Annotated in this window: 15 protein-coding genes; 12 read left to right on the top strand and 3 right to left on the bottom strand. The window is 44.8% G+C overall.

Annotated features, from left to right (window positions below; all coding sequences use genetic code 11):
* Window positions 1–67 precede the first annotated feature (67 nt).
* The gene (locus SPUTW3181_RS04090) at window positions 68–955 is read left to right on the top strand and encodes a LysR family transcriptional regulator (protein ID WP_011788169.1); all 888 of its coding nucleotides are present in this window, start codon (window positions 68–70) and stop codon (window positions 953–955) included.
* 114 nt (window positions 956–1,069) lie between these two features.
* Here SPUTW3181_RS04090 and fusA read toward each other — a convergent pair whose 3' ends face one another.
* The gene (fusA, locus tag SPUTW3181_RS04085; protein ID WP_011788168.1) at window positions 1,070–3,163 is read right to left on the bottom strand and encodes an elongation factor G; all 2,094 of its coding nucleotides are present in this window, start codon (window positions 3,161–3,163) and stop codon (window positions 1,070–1,072) included.
* A gap of 566 nt (window positions 3,164–3,729) precedes the next feature.
* Window positions 3,730–8,283: a biotin carboxylase N-terminal domain-containing protein gene (locus SPUTW3181_RS04075; RefSeq protein ID WP_011788167.1), complete on the bottom strand. Its 4,554-nt coding sequence runs from the start codon at window positions 8,281–8,283 to the stop codon at window positions 3,730–3,732.
* Between the two features lie 121 nt (window positions 8,284–8,404).
* Between SPUTW3181_RS04075 and SPUTW3181_RS04070 the strand changes: the two genes are divergently transcribed.
* Window positions 8,405–9,316, top strand: a complete 912-nt coding sequence (locus SPUTW3181_RS04070; protein WP_011788166.1) for a LysR family transcriptional regulator — start codon at window positions 8,405–8,407, stop codon at window positions 9,314–9,316.
* Between the two features lie 80 nt (window positions 9,317–9,396).
* Here the strand turns inward: SPUTW3181_RS04070 and blaOXA are convergent, their stop codons facing one another.
* Entirely contained in the window at window positions 9,397–10,209 is an 813-nt protein-coding gene (blaOXA, locus tag SPUTW3181_RS04065; RefSeq protein WP_011788165.1) for a class D beta-lactamase, read from the bottom strand.
* Between the two features lie 367 nt (window positions 10,210–10,576).
* Between blaOXA and SPUTW3181_RS04060 the strand changes: the two genes are divergently transcribed.
* The 10 genes from SPUTW3181_RS04060 (at window position 10,577) to SPUTW3181_RS04015 (ending at window position 21,887) form a co-directional block, all read left to right on the top strand.
* The gene (locus SPUTW3181_RS04060; protein WP_011788164.1) at window positions 10,577–11,731 is read left to right on the top strand and encodes a hypothetical protein; all 1,155 of its coding nucleotides are present in this window, start codon (window positions 10,577–10,579) and stop codon (window positions 11,729–11,731) included.
* Between the two features lie 171 nt (window positions 11,732–11,902).
* A complete protein-coding gene (locus tag SPUTW3181_RS04055) occupies window positions 11,903–12,562 on the top strand; it encodes a SprT family zinc-dependent metalloprotease (protein ID WP_011788163.1) in 660 nt (219 codons plus the stop codon).
* Window positions 12,563–12,699: 137 nt separating this feature from the next.
* Entirely contained in the window at window positions 12,700–13,479 is a 780-nt protein-coding gene (endA, locus tag SPUTW3181_RS04050; RefSeq protein ID WP_011788162.1) for an endonuclease EndA, read from the top strand.
* 8 nt (window positions 13,480–13,487) lie between these two features.
* Window positions 13,488–14,219: a 16S rRNA (uracil(1498)-N(3))-methyltransferase gene (gene rsmE / locus SPUTW3181_RS04045; RefSeq protein WP_011788161.1), complete on the top strand. Its 732-nt coding sequence runs from the start codon at window positions 13,488–13,490 to the stop codon at window positions 14,217–14,219.
* A 64-nt stretch (window positions 14,220–14,283) separates the two neighbouring features.
* Window positions 14,284–15,237, top strand: coding sequence for a glutathione synthase (gene gshB, locus SPUTW3181_RS04040; protein ID WP_011788160.1), 954 nt, complete (start codon window positions 14,284–14,286; stop codon window positions 15,235–15,237).
* Between the two features lie 86 nt (window positions 15,238–15,323).
* Window positions 15,324–16,646: an alkaline phosphatase gene (locus tag SPUTW3181_RS04035; protein ID WP_011788159.1), complete on the top strand. Its 1,323-nt coding sequence runs from the start codon at window positions 15,324–15,326 to the stop codon at window positions 16,644–16,646.
* 151 nt (window positions 16,647–16,797) lie between these two features.
* Entirely contained in the window at window positions 16,798–17,841 is a 1,044-nt protein-coding gene (locus SPUTW3181_RS04030) for a methyltransferase (RefSeq protein WP_011788158.1), read from the top strand.
* 427 nt (window positions 17,842–18,268) lie between these two features.
* Window positions 18,269–19,957, top strand: a complete 1,689-nt coding sequence (locus SPUTW3181_RS04025) for a DUF342 domain-containing protein (RefSeq protein WP_011788157.1) — start codon at window positions 18,269–18,271, stop codon at window positions 19,955–19,957.
* Between the two features lie 168 nt (window positions 19,958–20,125).
* On the top strand, window positions 20,126–20,503 hold the full coding sequence (locus SPUTW3181_RS04020) for a DUF4144 family protein (RefSeq protein WP_011788156.1): 378 nt from the start codon (window positions 20,126–20,128) through the stop codon (window positions 20,501–20,503).
* Between the two features lie 247 nt (window positions 20,504–20,750).
* Window positions 20,751–21,887, top strand: a complete 1,137-nt coding sequence (locus tag SPUTW3181_RS04015; RefSeq protein WP_011788155.1) for a site-2 protease family protein — start codon at window positions 20,751–20,753, stop codon at window positions 21,885–21,887.
* The last annotated feature ends 10 nt before the right edge of the window (window positions 21,888–21,897 follow it).

Here is a 21,897-nt window from a genome sequence, read left to right as displayed (position 1 = left end):
GTCAAAGTAATACTTAGGCTATCATCAGTAAAATGAATTAATGCCATAATATGGATTCCATTTAAGCATGAATATTCCAATCAAGACCTTACAGTGTTTTCTGACCTTAGTGGAAACCGAAAACTTTACCCGTGCAGCACAAAAATGTTTTATCACCCAACCAACGCTTAGCAAGATCATCCAAAGGTTAGAGGAAAGTCTAGGAGAAACCCTGCTGATCCGTAACAATCAAAAGGTAGAGCTAACCCAAGCTGGACAGCTTTTTGAACATAGTGCGAGAGAGATCCTAGGCCAATGGCATAGGCTACAAGAAGACATGAGTAACTTAAGTGGACTCAAATCAGGGCGATTGCGATTAGGTGTATGTCCTATGATGAGCAGTCTGATTATCGGTCTGCTGACGAGTTATCGTAAGCGTTATCCGGGTATTGAACTGCAGATGTATGAATACGGTGGATTTGGCTGCGAGCAGGCACTGCTGAATAACAGTTTAGATATCGCCTTTACTGCGCTACCAACAACCCATGAAACAGAGCTAGTCAATCAACCCTTAACCAAGTATCCATTACTCGCTTGTTTGCCAGAGGGACATCCTCTAGCCGATAAATCCCAAATCAATTGGCAAGATTTCGAACCCTATCCTTTTATCCTTTATAACGAGGATTTCTCCCTCGCTAAGCTGATAAACCGCCTCAGTCGTAAGGCTGGTGTGCAATTGAATATTGCCTTTCGTAGCGGTCAGTGGGATTTTCTAGCGGCTATGGTGGAGGCCGATATGGGCGTTGCCATTTTACCTGAGCCTATCTGTCATAAACTCACTAGTAGCAAATTAATCTTCAAACCAATGCAGCCCGCTATGACATGGGATCTCGCACTAATTTGGCGCCAGAGTTTACCCTTAACACCCGCTGCCAATGCGCTGCTGGAATTGAGTAAACAAAAGACCGAATCCTAGAAACCGTCTACCGTCTACCGTCTACCGTCTACCGTCTACCAGAATGTACGCCCATAAAAAAACCGCTGCTAGCCTAGGGCTTAGCAGCGGTCTCTATTCGTGTTGAGTTAAGAATTACTTCTTAGCTTCAGCAGCTTTACGCTCTTTAACTTGCTCAACTACTTTTTCAGCTACGCTGTTTGGACATGGTGTGTAGTGTGAGAACTCCATAGAGAACTGACCACGACCAGAAGTCATTGTACGTAGAGTACCGATATAACCGAACATTTCTGATAACGGTACGTCAGCCTTAATACGAACACCAGTCACACCTGCGATTTGGTCTTTGATCATACCGCGACGACGGTTTAAGTCACCGATCACATCACCCACGTTGTCTTCTGGGCTGAACACGTCAACTTTCATGATTGGCTCAAGAAGTTGTGGCTTAGCTTTAGCGATAGACTGACGGAATGCCGCTTTAGCAGCGATTTCGAACGCGATAGCTGATGAGTCAACTGCGTGGTAAGCACCGTCAGTTAATTCGAACTCTACGTCTAACACTGGGAAGCCAGCGATAGTACCCGTGTTCATCATGCTCGCAAAACCTTTCTCAACTGCAGGCCAGAATTCCTTAGGAACACTACCACCCACAACTGAAGATTTGAATACGAAACCAGAATTTGGCTCACCAGGACGGATGATGTATTCAATCTTACCGAATTGACCAGAACCACCAGATTGTTTCTTGTGGGTGTATTGGTCTTCAACCATTTGAGTAATGGTTTCGCGGTAGGCCACTTGTGGCTCACCTACGATCAACTCAACGCCGTAAGTACGCTTCAAGATGTCAACTTTGATATCTAAGTGCAGTTCACCCATACCTTTAAGGATGGTTTCACCTGAATCTTCGTCTGTTTCTACGCGGAAAGATGGATCTTCAGCGATCATCTTACCGATAGCGATAGCCATCTTCTCGCTACCACCTTTATCTTTTGGCGCTACTGCGATAGAGATTACAGGCTCAGGGAACACCATGGCTTCTAATGTACATGGGTGCTTAACATCACACAGAGTGTGACCCGTTTGCACGTTCTTCATGCCCACGATAGCGATAATGTCACCAGCTTCAGCCGATTCAATTTCGATACGGTCGTTTGCGTGCATTTCGCACATACGGCCGATACGTTCAGTCTTACCAGTCGCACTGTTAAGAATGGTATCGCCTTTCTTCAAACGGCCAGAATAAACACGTACGAAGGTCAGAGCACCGAAACGGTCGTCCATAATTTTGAACGCTAACGCTTTCAATGGCTCATCGGCAGAAACGATAGCGTGTTCGCCAGTTTCGTTACCTTCTTCGTCTGTTAAAGGTTGTGGATCAACTTCGTTTGGCGCTGGTAAGTAATCAACAACAGCGTCTAGAACCAGTTGCATACCCTTGTTCTTGAACGCAGAACCACAGTATGTTGGGAATAAAGCCATTGTACGAGTACCCTTACGGATACAACGTTTCAGGTCTTCAATCGATGGCTCTTCGCCTTCCATGTAGGCTTCCATCAGATCGTCATCTTGCTCAACAGCAGATTCGATCAGCATTTCACGGTATTCTTCAACTTGATCAACCATGTCAGCTGGAACGTCTGTCACACTGAAGTTTTCTGGTAAACCTGAATCATCCCATATGTAGGCTTTACGGGTTAATAGGTCAACAACACCTTTAAACTCGTCTTCGATACCGATAGGCAGAACCATAACCAGTGGGTTAGCCGCTAAAACATCTCTAGTCTGCTTAACAACACGCAGGAAGTCAGCACCCATACGGTCTAACTTGTTTACGAAGATGATACGAGCAACTTCAGATTCGTTAGCATAGCGCCAGTTAGTTTCTGATTGAGGCTCAACACCGCCGCTACCACAGAATACACCTATACCGCCGTCGAGTACTTTCAGAGAACGGTAAACTTCAACGGTGAAGTCAACGTGCCCTGGGGTATCAATAACGTTGAAACGGTGTTCTTTCCAGAAACAGCTTACTGCTGCTGATTGAATGGTAATACCGCGCTCAGCTTCCTGAACCATGAAGTCTGTTGTAGATTCACCATCGTGTGTTTCACCAGCTTTGTGAATTCTACCAGTTAGCTTAAGAATACGCTCGGTGGTCGTGGTTTTACCCGCGTCAACGTGAGCGAAGATACCAATGTTTCTGTATTTGGATAATTCGGTCATGATTCAACTTTAATGATTAGTTTAAGAAGTAGACGGAGTATGCGACAAACCACCGACACACCGCACATCAGATTATTTTAGGCGCATATTGTAAATTGGAACCCAGTTCTGCGCAAATGACTCTTGCAATTTTTCACGATAAAGTCGTGGTAAATTTTAAAAAAATTTGCACAAATACAAACAAAAACAACCAAGTAAAACAATTTAGCCTAAATTTTAGACAATCAATAAAAATACCTAAAAATATAGCTTTGCAAATGATATTGATGTTTTTCCGGTTTTTTATGCCTTGTATATAAGCTAAATCGCCTAAAAATATGACCTCGAACGGCTTAAGACTTAGCAAGAATGCTCATCATATGACGCATTACCTAAAACAATGAGGTAGGCATTTTATCGACAGCACATCCTTTGAAGCAAAATAGGGCATCACCCCAAGATTTGGTCAGTATAAAATCCAACACTAATACCGAGTGACCATCAAGTCTTTATGGTAATACTGGTTAAATCAGATAAAAAATACCCGCCAAAGGCGGGTATTCGGAGTATCAGATTTTATTTAGCGTTTAAGCGTCGACGGGCGATACCACAAAGAGTAAATCACCTTGAGACACTTGTTGACCATTGCTGTTCAGAATGCGCTCGATGCGATACTTCTGATCCTCAGGATAGAGTATGGCGCCTTGACGGTTAAAGCCAGCCAAGTTGACCTGCGAGAACATCTTCATCGCTTCAGTTAACGCTAAGGTTTGCTCAACGGTAACAATATCACCTTCTTTCACGAAATCAGGCTCACCCGGTGCAGGAGAGGTATAGAAGATACCCGCGCCTTGGGCTAATACTTTCAATTCGTTACTTTCGCCCACACGTAAAGACTCTGTATCAACACCCACTGTTTCAGCTGCCGCTTCCATTTCTGCGATAAGCGCAGGAATATCAAGTTCAGCCATAAAGCGTGGTAGATAGTTAGTGTCGTATACGCCTTCTTTGAAGGTACCGTCATTTAAGATTAGCTTAAGTAACGGAATGTTAGTTGCGATACCTTTCAGCACTACGCTATCCAGATAAGCATGCAGCTTGGCAATCACATCTTCACGGTTTTCACCGCGCATAATGATTTGCGCAATCAAGCTATCATAGTATGGCGAGACTTCTTTGCCTGGTGCAGCAATTGAGATGATTTCCACATCAGGATGCTCTGGGAATACACACTCAGTGATCTTGCCAGGATTTGGAATAAGCTGCAGTATGCCATGGCTATCGAGCGCCGCTTTTTCAGCAGTCACACGTACTTCCATCGCATAGCCAATTTCCTTCGGCTCTAGATGCTCGATTGAACGGCCCGCAGCGATATCAAACTGTGCACTCACAATATCGATACCAGAAGTGGCTTCCGTTACTGGATGCTCTACCTGTAGACGGGTGTTCATTTCCATGAAGTACACTTCGTTTGCATCTAAGTTATAGATGAACTCAACAGTACCAGCACCCATATAATCAGTCGCATCACCTAAAGCACGGGTGTAATCCAACACCTGTTTTTTAAGCTCATCCGGCAACATGGTTGAGCCAGATTCTTCGACGACTTTTTGGTTGTTACGTTGTACCGAACAATCACGCAGACCTAACACTTTGGCGTTGCCGAACTTGTCACGCAATAACTGCACTTCGATATGACGCAGTGAGGTTACATATTTTTCTAAGTATAAGTCGCCATTACCAAAAGCTGCAGCCGCTTCGGTCGCTGTCTTTTGGAATAGGCCAATCATATCCTCAGGGCGTTTAACAACCTGAATACCTTTACCGCCACCGCCTTGTACGGCTTTCAGCAGCACTGGATAACCAATTTCACTCGCCACGTTAACCGCTTGCTCAGCATTGGTCAGAATACCGTGAGAACCTGGCACGACTGGTACATTTTGCGCTTGAGACGTTTTAATCGCGTTCGACTTATTACCCATAGTGGTCATTGAATGCACGCTAGGACCGACGAAGTTAACACCGTTATTCACACACAATGCAGCAAACTGCGGGCTTTCTGATAGGAAACCAATACCAGGATGCAATGCATCAACCTGTTCATATTCGGCCACTTTCAGCACAGAGTATGCGTTCAAGTAACTTTCATCCGATGTGTTACCACCGAGACAAACTAACTTATCGGTCTCTTTGAGCATGTCCGCTGGCACTGACGTCATATCAGGATCCGACGCCACTAATACCACATTGATATTATTGTCATGCGCCTTACGAATAAGTTTTACAGCTGTACAACCACGGGCGTGAACCAATACTTTGTTAATAGGCTTCATTAACTTACGTGGATCGTTCTGCACGATCACTTCTTCTTCAACAGTAGCTTCAACCACTAAGGTCGACAGTGCATTGATGATCACATCGTTAATTTTTGCCGAAGGCATTGGCATCAGAGGATCGATACCTGCTAACTGAGAGTCTAAATTGTCGCTGAATGGGTTATGGACTAAGCCCGCCATTGCGCCAGGTACTTTTGACAAGTAGTTAGACAGCGTTGCCGTTGATGGTAAGTAAGCTGGCACCACCATTTGACCTGCGAATGGCATGTTAGTACCAGACAGATAGTAAGTTTGCACCAATGGGTGAGTCACAAAACTCGCCTGCGCACCACCGGTACAGTCACCAAAACCAAACATCAGTACTGGCAATTCGTTATCACGAATAAAGCGCGTGATACGATCGTTCACCACAGCCATAGAGAAAAGTGCTGCCGCGCCTTCTTTCGTCTGCATACCGCCAGAGCTAATAAAGCACACAACAGGTAACTTACGCTTAGCACACTCAATCAGCAGCGCAGAGAATTTCTCGGCGCTCGCCATATCGAAGGCACCCGCTTGGAATGCGGTGTTAGAGACAGCCACGCCCACACGGACTTTTTGGCCTTTCTCTTTAAAATCCGCAATACCAGTGATTAGACCACAAGGACGTATTCCTTTATCTAAAGCATCTTCAATCGATAAACGGAAACCTGGGAAGTTCAATAAGTTAGCCGACATTTTGTCGCCGTTAATCTCATCAAAACGGGTAAAGAATTGCTTGATGACATTTTCCCATGTCATATTGCCTTTACGCTTTTCGTCCCGCAGTACTTTTTGGATCAATAGATCCTGATAACCCATGGTCAAGCGGTTCCAGAAGTCTTTACGGCGACCGATACGCACAGGGTTTATTGCACCAGTGTATTTGCTAGTGTCACTTTCGCTATCAAAATATTCTGGTAGTAGGCGCTCGAAGAAGTAAGTCAGCACCACGAACAAACTGTCATTGAGCTGTGGGAAACCCACACTCTTCCACTGCTCTACACGTACCAACAAGTCGGCACGGTTAGATTGCCCCATAAAGTACTTAAGCCACTTGTAAAATTTGGCTTTATCGTTAGCGGTGTCCTGCGTCGACAGTGCATGATCAATTGACTTATGCAGCAGATTGTTCACTGAGTTACGTGACAAACTCTTAGACATCATAGCTTCTTTAGCGATTGACGCTAAGCTGCCCACCACGTTGTCGTAAAGTGAGTTAAAGATCAGGATGTTATGGCATTGCCATATAAAATCTTCACGCAGTTCTTCGTTTACCACCACATCCAGCACAGTCAACTGGTTCAACTCAGGCCATTTAGCTTGAGTGACTGACTTAGGTAGATTTTCTAAATGCTGAATAAGCCCTTTAAAGTTATTGGCCGCATTGCTCTTCCAACGGTGATATAAGGACCAACCGATGTTAAATAACAGCGCCTTACGGGCTTTTTTATAGTTTTCTTTTGGTTCACCCAAAATTAAACGGGTTAACATATTACGTTCGGTCGATACTTCATCACGCTTAGCAACAAAGTTAGCCCAAAGCTTGTTTAAATCTTCGTCATAAACCAATTTATCGGGGCTAGACAACCAAGCTTGGAATACCCGATCCTGCTCTTGCTGGATGCGCGTTAACAAGTCGCCTTCAGGCACACTGACCCGCGACAAGCGGCCATATTGTTCCTGAGAAATAGAATGAATACGACTGCGTAACGTAAGATAACGCAGATAGCGATAGGCACTACCGAACAGGTTATGGTGATTGGTTGGGCTGGTTGCTACCGCCAATTCTGCGTTCAATTCTAATGCCATCAGGTTTTTAGATGGATTAAGGAAACGCATTAAACTACGGTCATAATGCTCACGTAAATCCTTAGATTCACGCACAAAATTCATTGCGGCACGTTCAACAGTTTCGATACTACTGATAATAGCGCGGCGCAAGTTATGCTGACGCTCATCACGATCGCTCGGTGAAAAATCGATAATGCCATCAATACAGCCGGAGGTATAAAGCTCTTCTGGCGATACACCAACAGATTTTGCGCATTCTTGCCAAGATAAATTGTACTTACGGGCAATACTTTGCAGACCCTGTGGCTGAATCGTGTTGAAAATACCATCGCGCAGCGATAACAGGATGTTCGCCGCCGCTAATGGAATCGCGCCACCTGAATAACCCGCACCGATAACGATACCGACTGTAGGCACGTCAACGTTAGCACTCTCGGCAATCGCCTTAGAAATAGAATGAGCTTGGTTTTGGCTGTTAGCAATTTCGCCAGCATCCGCTCCTGGGGTATCAATTAAATAGATAATTGGCATAGACAATTCGGCAAAATGACGAATTGCTTTACAGGCAGCGTAGTGATGCTCAGGCATCCAAGCACCGTTCGCTGTGGTGCGCTCTTGAGCGATAAAACCAACACGGCGAGTACGAGAACCGAAATTAAGCTCAATTTCGGCACTGTAAAAAGAGCCTAAGTGAGTTTCAGTGATCAATCGGCCTTTAAGATCGGCGATGATACGCTTAGCCCCTGGGCGACCTTTATCTTGAGTCGGCAGGATAACCTTAGCAACGTAACCATCAACATCTAATGATGCTAAATCTTTTAAGTTTGCCTGAATGGCATCTTCACTTAAAAGACCTTTAATTTCTTCCGTTAAACTCTGTTTGCTGTGTTTTGGAAACAGAGAAAAATCCTTTGCCAAATGCTCGGCTTGTAAAAAAAGCGGGTCGGGCGTTTGGGCTTGAGTCATGTGTGTGGGCTGATTTTTGCTGGTCATCAAAAGATCCTCTGCTTAGCCTCTGAAAATTTTTAGCCAATAAATATAACTTTGTTATCCCGCCAAATGCCATTAAACTGCATAAGACGCTATGTTCCATATATGAGACAGTGGGAAAAACATGCCAGATTTAAACGGTATGATGCTATTTGCAGCCGTAGTTAGAGCAAAGGGATTCTCCCAAGCTGCACGTGAAACCGGCCACCCAAAATCCACCATTAGTCGCAAAATCGCGCAGCTTGAAGAACAACTTGGCGTACGATTATTACAGCGCGACACCCGTAACCTGAGTTTGACCCAAGTCGGGGCACTCTTTTATCAACACTGTGATTCCATTCGCAATGAGGTAGAAGCGGCCAAGGCAGTTATCGAGAATACTCACGATGATGTGTCAGGATCATTACGAATTGCAATCCCGGTATCATTTAGCCAAGAATTAATCGCTAACCTCTGTAGCGGATTTATGCGTTTATATCCCAATGTGGAATTAGATGTCCAGTTTACTGACAATGATATAGGTTTAGTCGGTGAAGGATATGACATCGCTATCAAATATGGTCCACTGCAATCATCGGACTTAGTGGCAAGATTATTGTTTGAACGCCAGCCCATTTTAGTCGCAAGTCCGAGTTATCTAAAACTCAGGGGAACGCCCGCAACACCACAGGAACTCAGTCAGCACAGTGGCATTTTATTAGGGACTTCACGCTCAGCACCTATCTGGCCCCTCGGCAAAGGGCCACGAAAAACTATGGTGAACTTCCAACGTAAGGTGCGAGTCAATAGCCCTATCATGGTAAAGCAGTTAGCCATGGATGATTTTGGCATTGCCATGCTATCTAATTCTGCTTGTAAGACAGAACTCGCCAATGGACAGCTAGTGCCAATCTTACAGGAATGGCCGATTGAACCTTTTAAGGTTTATGGGGTTTATTCGAGTCGACGCCAACTGGCAACCAATATCAGCGTGTTTTTGGACTTCTTTGTAAAACGCTTTAGCAGCCAAGAAAGCCTGCAATCGTTAATGGGCTAAGGGTTTACCCATTAATAACAAAAAGCCTAGATTATCCCACTAGGCTTTTTGTTTTCATCTGTCACCCATAACACAGTTGATTAGGGGATAATCTTTTCCTGCCTGAGTACTTCTTTTGTAATGGCTTGGCGCAGTGCCAAACCATCCGCTGATGGCATATCCATATTCATTGCAAAAAACCATACATTATCATCGAGTTCTACCCAACCGACCCACCAACCAATGCTCGGTTCGGCCCTTACGGCATAACCCGTTTTTGCGCGGATAATATAGTCACTATTGGCTTCAGTCAGCATGGCTTGCTTAACAATACGCTGACTTCTCTCGGAAACATGCAACTTGTTATGATAAAGCCGACGTAGGAAATCGATTTGCTCTTTGGCTGAGATCCGAATGCCTCCATCTAACCAAAAACTGTCTAAATTGCCTGAGATATCCTCATTGCCATAATCAAAAACAGCGATCATCTTCCCCATGCGAGCATCACCTATTTGGCGAGCAAACTCTTGGTAGATGGGCACAACCGAATACTTCATGGCGCTAATCAAATTATGGTCACGATTCCAGGCGGCAATATCACGATTTTTACCATCCCACTTAAAAACTTGGTGCTCATCTTTCACCATCCCTAAATCGAGAGCAATCAAACTGTTGGGAATTTTAAACGTCGATGCAGGTAAAAAACCTTGATTGGCGCGTTTAAGATTATTAGTGAATCCCTGTTGTTTATTTTCATTCCATAACACCACCACGCCTTTAGCTTGGTGCTGAGTAAAACTGGCATCCAAACTGCGGGTTTCTTGCCACTCTTTTTGGGGCGAGCTAGCAGCAAAAACAGGGGAAGCTGAGATGGAGGACATCACCAATACCGCCGAGATGACGAACAAACGCATAAAATCTCCTTGAAAAAACAAACAATCCAACAAACTAAAAAAGTGATTAAGGCTATCACTTAGCACTACAGCATGCCCTAGCAAACTGCTGACCAATTGTGGCAAAAAAGAGGCAGACTAGACCCTATTGCACTGTTGCACTGTTGCACTGTTGCACTGTTGCACTGTTGCACTGTTGCAGATGGATTAATGCCAGATCCACATGATTTGTGATAGAAGATATTGGTATAAGATCACAAAGATCACTGGGCTTAACTTTATTACCCTCAGCTTGTAGTGCATACTTTTTGGCATAAGAGCCTATCTACACGAAAAAATAATCATTATTTCCAATGAATAACGTCTAATCACTACAGGGAAGCCAAACATGTTGAAGCCAGTGTTAACACTCATCCTCACCACCAGCTTAATGACTACAGCCAGTGCCGTGCAGTTATTTGGTGACGTTGAAGTTTCCCGCCTACCCACAGCAGAAAAAACCATAGGCGACGTAGTCACTCGCTATCAAGCACTTGACGATGGTCTGGCTCAACTGAGCTCAAAGAAAAACGAAGTTGACGCCACCCACTTAGCAGCGCGCCAAGGGCACAGATTGTGGCAACAAGCTGTCCGCGATGTACAGTCAGGGCATTTTGACGACCGACCTTTATACTGGGCTCGCCTTGCCATGCTTAATAGTCTAAAAACCACCAGCGCCAACTTTAAAATGGCCGATTGGCAACAAGACATACTAATGAGTGCGGTTGAAAAAGCCTCACGGGGGTTTAGCGATATTCAATATGGTGATGATGTCCAAATCAAAATATTCCTCACGGGTTTCGATCCTTTCTTCCTCGACAAAGATATCACCCAGAGTAACCCTTCCGGTCTAGTCGCCCTCGCCTTGGATGGTTTTCGCTTTGAAATTAATGGGAAAACGGCGCAAATCGAAACCGCTATGATCCCTGTACGTTTTGAAGATTTTGACCAAGGTCTTATCGAATCGCTATTGAGCCCGATTTATCGTGATCCTAAAACCCAATTTGTGTTCACCGTTAGCATGGGCCGAACTGATTTTGATATCGAACGCTTCCCTGCTCGCAATCGCAGCGCAGCGGCACCCGATAACCAAAACGTACTCACTGGCGGCACGAAAACCGCGCCCGTTGCCCCTAAGCTCAATGGCAAAGATTTTATCGGCCCCGAATTTGTGGAATTTTCACTGCCCGTCGCCGCCATGCAAGTCAAAGATGGCCAATGGAAAGTCAATGATAACCATACTGTCACAACCCTTACCCGCGGTGAATTTAGCGCGACATCATTAAACGAACTGCAAAACGAAACCTCAGTCGAAGGCTCTGGCGGCGGTTATCTTTCTAATGAAATCTCCTATCGTGCCATAGTCTTGCAGCAAAAGTTTAATAGCCATGCCAAGGTCGGCCACATTCACACACCAAGAGTCAAAGGCTATGACGCAGATACCGAGCAAGCGATCGTTGAACAAGTGCGCACTATGGTGATGCAAGCGGCGGCGAGTTTATAACAAAGCCACACTTCCTGAAACTGACTGAAACTGGCTGAAACTGACTGAAACTGACTGAAACTGACTGAAACTGGCATTGTTAGATAGCGTTCGCTATGATGCGAACGCTTATAATTGACTAATTTAAGCACGCAATTTTTACCTTAACCGACGAGATCCAAAGCTCACCCTATGCTGAAACCCGCTGACTTACTCAATGCCTTACGCCGTCGCAGCAGTGAAGCCCTTGCACCGCTAACAAAATCGACGTATTCAGCCTTAGGCCAAAGCCAAGGTAAGTTTCAGGTTATAATGAGTCCACCAGCACAAGATCCGGCAAAGGCGCATATTTTCACCGGTTCATCACGCCCACTCTCGACACTACAAATTCAAGTACTAGAGCGAATTGAAACCTGTTATCAAACGGCCGAAATGACGCTTAAACGTGCATTCCCTCGCCCAATAACGCAATTTACGCTCAGGGGAAAAAGTGCAGGCACAGCCCATTTACAGCAGAACAGATTAAGATTCAATCCCGTATTACTGCGGGAAAACAGCGAAGCTTTTCTGACAGAGGTCGTGCCCCACGAAATTTGTCATCTACTGTGTTTTCAGCTTTTTGGTAAAACCAAACCCCACGGTAAAGAATGGCAATCTTTGATGTTAACGGTATTTAAGGTCAATCCAAAGACTACCCACAATTTCAACACCACCTCAGTTGCAAGCAAAGAGGTTGAATATCGCTGTGCCTGCGGACCGATTCGACTCAGTATTCGCCGCCATAACAAGGTTCTACGCGGTGAAAGTCGTTATATCTGTAAACGCTGTAAGACCCATTTAACTGCTATCTAATTAAATCTTGGCCTAACCACTTTTAGCTTAAACACCCCTAAGTACGACTCAATTTGCATAAGCGACCGTCTTTCCCTTACCATCACGCCATAAAAGACGAGCCAGAGGCTCGCGTTGTATTTGTTATTTTGGGATAAATGTTGAACAAAGCCTCTTTAACCGTTTATTCACGGCGACTTTTGCTGTGCTTCATCACTTGGTCGGTGACCCTATCTGTCCCCACAAGTGCATCACCATCACACCCCAATAGTTTCAGCCAAGCGAAAACTAAGTCGCAGACGCTTTATGCTGGCAATCGTCAAGGTATGCTGCCCGCAGTCAGCTTTTATTGCGGCTGTGACATTCAGATTAAAGGCAAATCGTGGAAACCCGATCTCACCAGTTGTGGTTACCAAGTCCGTAAACAGGAAACTCGTGCTAACCGTATCGAGTGGGAGCACATAGTGCCCGCCTGGGAATTTGGCCATCAACTCCAATGCTGGCAAAAGGGTGGTCGTAAAAACTGCGCCGATAACAGCAATGAATTTAATAAGATGGAGGCAGACATGCACAACTTAGTGCCCGCCATAGGTGAAGTGAATGGTGATCGCAGTAATTTCCGTTTTAGCGAATGGAACGGTAAAGCCAATCAATATGGTCAATGTGCTATAGTTGTCGACTTTAAGAATCGTCAGGTACAGCCACCCGCGAATACCCGCGGTAAGATAGCCAGAACCTACCTGTATATGCAGCAGACCTATGGTCTTAAAATTGCCTCTAGCCAATTAAAATTGTTTAAGGCATGGGATAAAACCTATCCAGTTGATACTATTGAGTGCCAACGTGATAACGCCATAGCGCAGGTTCAAGGCAACCATAACCCCTTTGTGCAGAATGCCTGTAATGCGCCACCACAGCGTCAACAATTAGCCGAGTAAGGTCGACAATGAGAGTCCCAAGAATTTATCAACCTCAGCCATTAGCTATCAATCAACTGCTGAACTTAGACGAAGATGGCGCGGCCCATATCGGCAAAGTGTTACGCATGGGCAACGGTGAAAATATCAGTCTATTCAATGGCGATGGCAATGATTATCTTGCTGAAATTGTTGATGCAGGTAAAAAGCATGTCACAGTAAAATTGCTCTCCTGTGAGGCAAATTTATCAGAATCGCCACTCAACTTGCACTTAGGCCAAGTGATTTCCCGTGGCGATAGAATGGAGTTCACCATTCAAAAATCCGTCGAGCTTGGCGTGAATACGATTACGCCGCTGTTTTCTGATCGCTGCGGCGTGAAACTCAACGGTGAACGCCTAGAGAAAAAAATTCAACAATGGCAGAAGATCGTCGTGAGCGCCTGTGAGCAATCGGGACGCAGTCAAGTGCCCGTGGTTCGCCCAGCGATGGACTTACACGATTGGTGCAGTGAGCCGACCTCGGCACTTAAACTCAATCTGCATCCACGTGCCGCACACGGTATCAATGGCTTAGATTTGGCCCATACCCGCGTGCGTTTATTAATTGGCCCTGAAGGCGGTTTGTCGGCGGAAGAAATCGCCATGACAGAAACCTATCAGTTTACCGATGTGTTGCTTGGCCCCAGAGTGCTACGCACCGAAACCGCCTCGCTCACCGCCATTACAGCACTGCAACTTAGATTCGGTGATTTAGGCTGATCGACAAGCAACACCTAATTAATACTTTTTTGCCTGCGAACGGCGACAAATAAGGAACAGATTAATGATAAAACTCGGCATAGTGATGGACCCCATCAGTGAGATCAACATTAAGAAAGACTCCAGTTTTGCCATGTTAATGGCCGCGCAGGAAAGAGGTTATCAGCTGTTTTATATGGAAATGGCCGATCTTGCCATGGTCAACGGTGTGGCTATGGCCAATATGCGCCCGTTAACTGTTTTCAATGATGCAAGCAAATGGTTTGAACTCGGCGAAGCTACAGACACGCCGATGAGCGAACTCGACGTGATCCTAATGCGTAAGGACCCGCCATTCGATACTGAGTTTATCTACGCAACTTACATGCTTGAACGCGCCGAAGAACAAGGCGTATTGATCGTTAACAAGCCACAAAGTTTGCGTGATGCTAACGAAAAACTGTTTACCGCCTGGTTTAGCGAATTCACTCCAGAAACGATCGTAACCCGTGATGCCAAACGTATCCGCGCTTTCCACCAAGCGAAGGGCGATATTATTCTTAAGCCTTTAGATGGCATGGGTGGCACCTCGATTTTCCGCGTGAAGCAGGATGACCCAAACCTTGGTGTCATCATCGAAACCTTGACCAGTTATGGTCAACAATATGCGATGGCGCAAGCCTTTATCCCTGAGATAACCCAAGGCGATAAACGCATTTTAGTGGTCGATGGTGAGCCAGTGCCTTACGCCTTGGCGCGTATCCCAATGAAAGGCGAAACCCGTGGTAACTTAGCTGCTGGCGGTAGCGGTGTAGCCCAGCCTTTATCCGACAGCGATTGGGCGATTGCCCGTGCCATTGGTCCTGAGCTTAAAAAACGTGGACTGATTTTTGTCGGGCTAGATGTCATTGGTGACAAGCTGACTGAGATCAACGTGACTAGCCCAACCTGTATCCGTGAAATCCAAGCGGCATTTGATGTCGACATCACAGGTATGTTAATGGATGCTATTGAGGCGCGCGTTAAAGCCTCAGCTTGATTGAACTAATATGTTAACTTATAAGAGTTTGTTGTTCTAAGGCGCTATGAATTAGCTAGCGCCAAGCCACTTTCTAGGGATGTGATATGAGTTTCACCAAAGCGCCACTCTTGTTGCTCGGCATAGGCTTATTGCTATCGACTTCGACTTGGGCAAACATCGAAACAGGCCCAACAAAAGCACCATCTCGCCCGAAAAATATCGTCATTATGATAGGTGATGGTATGGGGCCTGCTTATACGAGCGCCTATCGTTACTACAAAGATAATCCAGATACCGAAGAAGTCGAACAAACCGTATTCGACCGTTTACTGGTGGGTATGGCGAGTACCTATCCCGCCAGTGTCAGTGGCTATGTTACCGACTCTGCGGCCGCCGCAACCGCGCTCGCCACAGGCGTTAAATCGTATAATGGGGCGATTTCAGTTGATACTCAAAAGCAACCACTACCGACCATACTCGAAAAAGCCAAATCCCTTGGCTTAAGCACAGGCGTAGCTGTTACATCACAAATCAACCATGCCACGCCAGCGGCATTTTTGGCCCATAATGAAAGCCGTAAAAACTACGATGCGATAGCACTCAGTTATTTAGAAACTAATGCCGATGTATTTTTAGGTGGCGGTCAAAAGTATTTTTCACCCGAGCTGCTAGCGCAATTTACAGCTAAAGGCTATCAACACATCACCCGTTTTGATGATCTCGCCACTATCACCCAACCTAAAGTGTTAGGTCTGTTTGCCGAGGTGCAATTGCCTTGGGCCATTGATGAAAAAGAAGCTAAAAAACTCAGCACCTTAACCCAGAAAGCCCTTAGTTTACTCTCACAAAATGAACAAGGGTTTGTACTCTTAGTTGAAGGGAGTTTAATCGACTGGGCGGGCCATAATAATGACATAGCGACTGTGATGGGGGAAATGGATGAGTTCTCTAATGCCATTGAAGTGGTTGAACAATTTGTTCGCCAAAATCCAGACACGCTAATGGTCATTACCGCCGACCACAATACTGGAGGTCTATCGATTGGTGCCAATGGTAACTACAACTGGAATCCCGAAATTCTGCGAAATATTTCCGCCAGTTCAGACACCTTAGCCTTAGCCGCCATTAGCGGAGATGAATGGCAAGCTGATCTCGCCCGTGGTTTAGGATTTGAGCTTAGCGAAGAAGAAGTGACCAAATTAAATGTTGCCAGAATGCAGGGGTTAGAAACCATGGCCATCGCGATCCGCCATGTTATCGATAAACGTACAGATACAGGATGGACAACTGACGGCCACACAGGTACAGATGTACAAGTCTTTGCTGCAGGTCCTGCATCAGAGCTGTTTAACGGCCATCAGGACAATACAGATATTGCCAATAAGATCTTAAGTTTATTGCCAAAACCGAAGAAATCCAAAAGTTAAGCTTTTGGCCCTTCAACACCTGACACTAAAGGCAACTGCATAATAGCGTTGCCTTTTTTATCACCCTTTGCTGAAACTCTTGGATGCAAACTGGCTGAATGACGAATAACGGGTATAATGCCCACACTTCAATCTATTGGTGTGAGCCACTGTGTTAACCAATCCATCGCAAGTTATCATTCGCAATCAAGACAGCCTAAACCAACATAAAGTGTTAGTGCTCAACCATGAAGCCGATCTACTGCCCAAAGCCCTGCTCGATGTCGCGGCCTCGGTCGATGCCCTCGCCTTGGATTATCACCATTATTTACACTTAGTGCCGCACGCGAATTCAAAACTGCGTTGCTACTTCGGCCACGAACTGCCACATCAAGACCCAATTAAACCAGAAAAGTACGATACGGTTATCGTTTACTTCCCCAAGGCTAAACCCCTAGCGCCTTACCTATTTACCCTCGCCGCCAATCATCTTGTACCTAATGGCCAACTGCTAGTCGTAGGGGAAAATAAAGGCGGCATTAAGTCTTTAGTTAAACTCTTGCCTGAGTATTTTGCGACGGGGATGAAGCTCGATAACGCCCGCCACTGCCTGCTATTTGGTAGCAATTTAGAGGGCCGCGCCCCGGCAATGAAACTCAGCGACTGGGTCAGCCAGTATCAACTCAGCACACCACAGGGTGAGATCAGTATCTGTAACTTAGTGGGGGTATTTAGTGAAAAACGCCTAGATCAAGGCACAGAATTATTGCTATCACACCTGCCCACACTCTCGGGTCGAGTGCTCGATTTTGGTTGCGGTGCTGGTGTGATTGCCGCCGCCTTACTCAAGGCACAACCGCATCTATCCTTGGAATGCATTGACATTAATGCCATGGCGTTAGCATCTTGTGAACTCACGCTTGCAGCCAATGGTATGACAGCTAAAGTTTACCCCTCTGATGGACTCGCTCAAACCACAGGAAAATTTAACGGTATTATCTCTAACCCACCGTTTCACGATGGTCTAACTAGCACAACTAATATAGCGAAAAATTTCGTTACAGACAGTGCAAAGCAATTACAGCATAACGGTATTTGGCAAATTGTTGCCAATCGCCACTTACCTTACTCTGATATCATTGCAGCAGAATTTGGCCAGTTAACAGTCCCCGCCGAAAACAATAAATACAAGCTGTATTACTTTCAGCAACAATAAGTCTCTACCTAATACCTAAGCGACCGAAAGAAACACGTTGCAGCATCTTCTGGTCGCTTAAAAACATTTGCACTGATTTGTGAAACGGCTCACCCATCGATTTGCTACAACTAATGCAGCATTGACGCTGTTTTATCGCACCTAACATAGGTTTTTAACTATTGAAATATAAAATATTTGTTAAGTTAAAAATAAGCATAACCCTCGAAAAATGTGTTCATTTAAGATAAACCGCCAGAGATTACACTGCATAACGTCAAACATATCGTATAAAAAACTATTTAAAAACCAGCACATAGACTAAAAAAACAATAAAACAACATTTGCTGTTTTTAGCGTCAAAAAGGCTTCTTTGCACAAAGTCTCTACTGTTATACTCGAAACAGTATTTCCAACAATAATAAAACAAACTGGTAGGAAGCTCTCTATGTTGCCACCTGAACTTCTTGAGTTAAGCAGTGATAAAACAAAGGCGGAATTGCGTGTTATCCCAAATAACCACGGCCCTGTTACCCGTGAAGACATCATGCAACTCTTGTCCTTACCAGAATTCTCATCCCTGTTTCCACTAGAGCCTTCCATCAATAAAACTATCACTCAGATTAATGCTCTATGCCATCAAGAGGATGGTAAATTTGAACTATTTGCTGAAATAGCAGAACGGCGTAACGGCAGTGTTACGATTGACATCAGCCCAGATAAAATGCACGCCAGCATGACGCTTACAGCCGCTTGGGGTGGTAAAGCCGTTGATTTACCTGAAATCCTCACTCAACTCAAAAAACACAATGTATGTATGGGATTGAGTAAACTCAAGATCCAAGCATTAATGCAAAAACTCAGTAAGCTCAAGCCAGGTGAAAGCTGTCAAGGGGAGATTGCACAAGGTAAGATCCCCATTAATGGGAAAAATGCCATATTAGAACGTAAGGTGGCCCTCGCTCGGGAACGCTTACTACAACCACAAGAGCGCGCTGATGGTACCGTAGATATGCGTAATCTTGGCTCAATGATCATGGTAAAACCCAATGATATATTGATGGTTAAACATCCCGCGACAGAAGGCACTCCTGGTTACAATATTAAAGGCGAAGTGCTCAAACAAAAGCCGGGCAAAGATAATGTATTGCAAGCTGGGACAGGAACTGATTTTCACCCCAAAGATCCCAATAAACTTATCGCGACAGTTGCAGGCCAACCCGTAGAAACCCGAACGGGTATGAATGTGGATGATGTACTGCAGCTCAAAGATGTGGATATCAGTACAGGCCATGTCACCTTTAAGGGGAGTATTTTAATTACGGGTGATGTACATGAGGGCATGCTAGTCAAAAGCTCTGGTGATATTACCGTAATGGGATTTGTGGATTCTGCCACCTTAGATGCAGAAGGTGATGTTACTGTAAGCAAAGGCATTATCGGCAGACAGATTAAAGCAAATGAATTTTCAACGAAGATCAATGCCCAAGGGCAAATCAGTGCACAATTTGTTCAGTATTCTCAACTGATTGCTAAAGGTAATATCCTCATTACCAAACAGTTATTACACAGTAATACTAAAACTGCCGCCAGCTTAACAGTAAGCGATGCCAGTGGACGCCGTGGTGATCTGGTGGGTGGTGTAGCCCAAGCCGAAAAAGGTATTAAAGCTGTTGTCATAGGTGCGACCGCAGGCACAAAAACAGAACTTTATTGTGCAATGGAACAAGCTGAGCTAAAACAAAATCTGAAATTGCTCGAAGAAGGTGTTCAAGCGATGGTGGTCGCCAGTTTAGATATCGAAGCTCGCCTCAATAAGCTACCACCCAAATCAGAATGGCAAGATGATCCCGTGATGGTTGAGCAGATAAAGATGATGCTCGATGAGAAAAATCGCATTTTAAATGAGCGGTCTCGGGAAGAACTTGAGTTCGATACACTTAAACAAGAAGTCGAAGGCTATTATGAAAAATACCGTGTTGAGGCCCTTAAGCACGTATTCCTTAATGTGGAGTTTCATATAGGACCTGCCAATCATCGTACAACAAGGGAACATGGAACTTGTTGCATAGCTAATATTAACCAAGAAATTAATTTCGACTATAACGCCAAAGCCAAGACTCCCACACCAAGCTAATCGCCAATATAGACGTAAGTGCGCTTACGTCTATATTAATCCAATCTAAGCATGGCATACTGCCTAGCAATGGCATGACTCCTATTGTTTTATTCGATCCCAATATTGTCATGCGACTCAGCCATGGCCTCAAACTTTAGGGCTTGGACTTTCGTCACAGGAGCGATAATGACCAGCGTCAAGATGTCGGACATTGAATGGCCCGCCGTAGTTAAGCTCATTCAAAATGATGAACTGCTTTATCTTGCCCACCAACGGGATTGGTTAGAGCTAGCCTGCCTTTATCAGCATCACTTTACTGATAAAGATCAATTGCTTGATAGTAAAGGCCACCGCTACTATATCAATGCAAATTCCCGCACTGTTTATGAAGATCCTATCGGTGAACTCCCCACATTACTCCAACAGGAGCAACTGCTACCATTAACAGAATTTATCAAATGGGTGCAAAACCATGCCAAAGCCTTAGGACACTGCTGCGTAGCTAAACTTGCCTTCACCACGATTAGCCAAGGAATAGAAATCGTACGCACTCTAGATGAATAGATTGATATTAATCATCTTAGCTATCTGTTCATGCTTTGGGATTTTGACGTCATGGGATATATGCTAGTTTTTTGCGCTAAAAAACGCTTGGATCTTAAAAGCTAATATCCTCGCTATAAATTCACAGGCATAATTTGTCAGAACCGAAATCGCATTAACGGCGCACACGCCATGTTTTCTGGTCCAGCAATACGAATTACAGTAACGGATTGCCTTAGGTAAAAACCACCCTCAGATACACGAACAAATGGAACCCAAATTGGAACTACTTAAGATTGACTGCTTAGGCAAACAACTGCGTTTAGAAGGCTCCCTCGCAGGATGGCAGCAACTATTCTGGGACAACAACTTAGTCTCACAAAAATCTGCCTCTATTGATAATGGCGGACTCAGAATACATGAATTTGAACTCAGCCAATTTAACAGCCCACTGGTTACCGAAGGCGGAGAACAAAGTTCCCTCGAAGCTAAAATCATCATTAGCCTTGAAACCGATTTAGTCTGGCAGCCATTTCGCTTCGATTATCGCCTGCTACAGGATGACGAAGTCATAGCCCAAGGAACACGTACCGAAAAAGATATCGAAAGACAACATCCTGAAATCCCTATCGTTAAACAACAAAAGTTAAGCATTGTTGGGCTGGCATCCCTTGGATTTAAATTATTAAAAAGTGCCAAAGTAATTAAAGTGGCACTAGCCGGAGCCAGTGTTGCTGCCTATTCTTGGCTATTTTCGTTTCAGTTTGCACTGGCATTGATCGCCTGTTTAGTATTTCACGAATACGGCCATATCCGCGCGATGAAGTATTTTGGGATGAAAACCAAGGGAATTTACCTGATCCCTTTTATGGGTGGGCTCGCTCTTTCCGATGAAAAAATTAATACACGTTGGCAAGATGTCGTGATATCCATCATGGGGCCCACTTTTGGCTTATTCATGTCTATAGGCTCATTGATTGCCTACCACGCTACGGGCAATGTGTTTTTTGCGGGGCTTGCAGCCTTTAATGCTCTACTTAACTTGTTTAATTTATTGCCTATTTTGCCATTAGATGGCGGCCATATTTTAAAAAGTATTAGCTTTTCAATGAACAGTGTAATGGGGCTTATCGCCTGTGCGGTAGGAGCCGCTTTTGGCGTTTATGTTAGCTACACCTTTGGTTTAGCATTACTCGGTTTTTTACTGTTAATAGGCAGTTTGGAAATTATCTTTGAATGGCGAACTCGCCATCAAAGCCATTTACTACCTCTCGATAGATATGGGCAAATCTTCTCAACTATCTGGTATTTACTGACTGTCGGCGCCTTAGTAGGTATTATCTGGCACTTAGCTGGAACAGGTGACGATATGCTTAGCCTGCCACTTAAGATACTGCAAAGCTAATATCTGCACC

Source organism: Shewanella sp. W3-18-1 (genome assembly GCF_000015185.1).
Taxonomy (GTDB): Bacteria; Pseudomonadota; Gammaproteobacteria; order Enterobacterales; family Shewanellaceae; genus Shewanella; species Shewanella putrefaciens.
The sequence above is the reverse complement of the archived record's forward strand: the minus strand, read 5'-3'. Positions and strand labels throughout refer to the sequence as shown.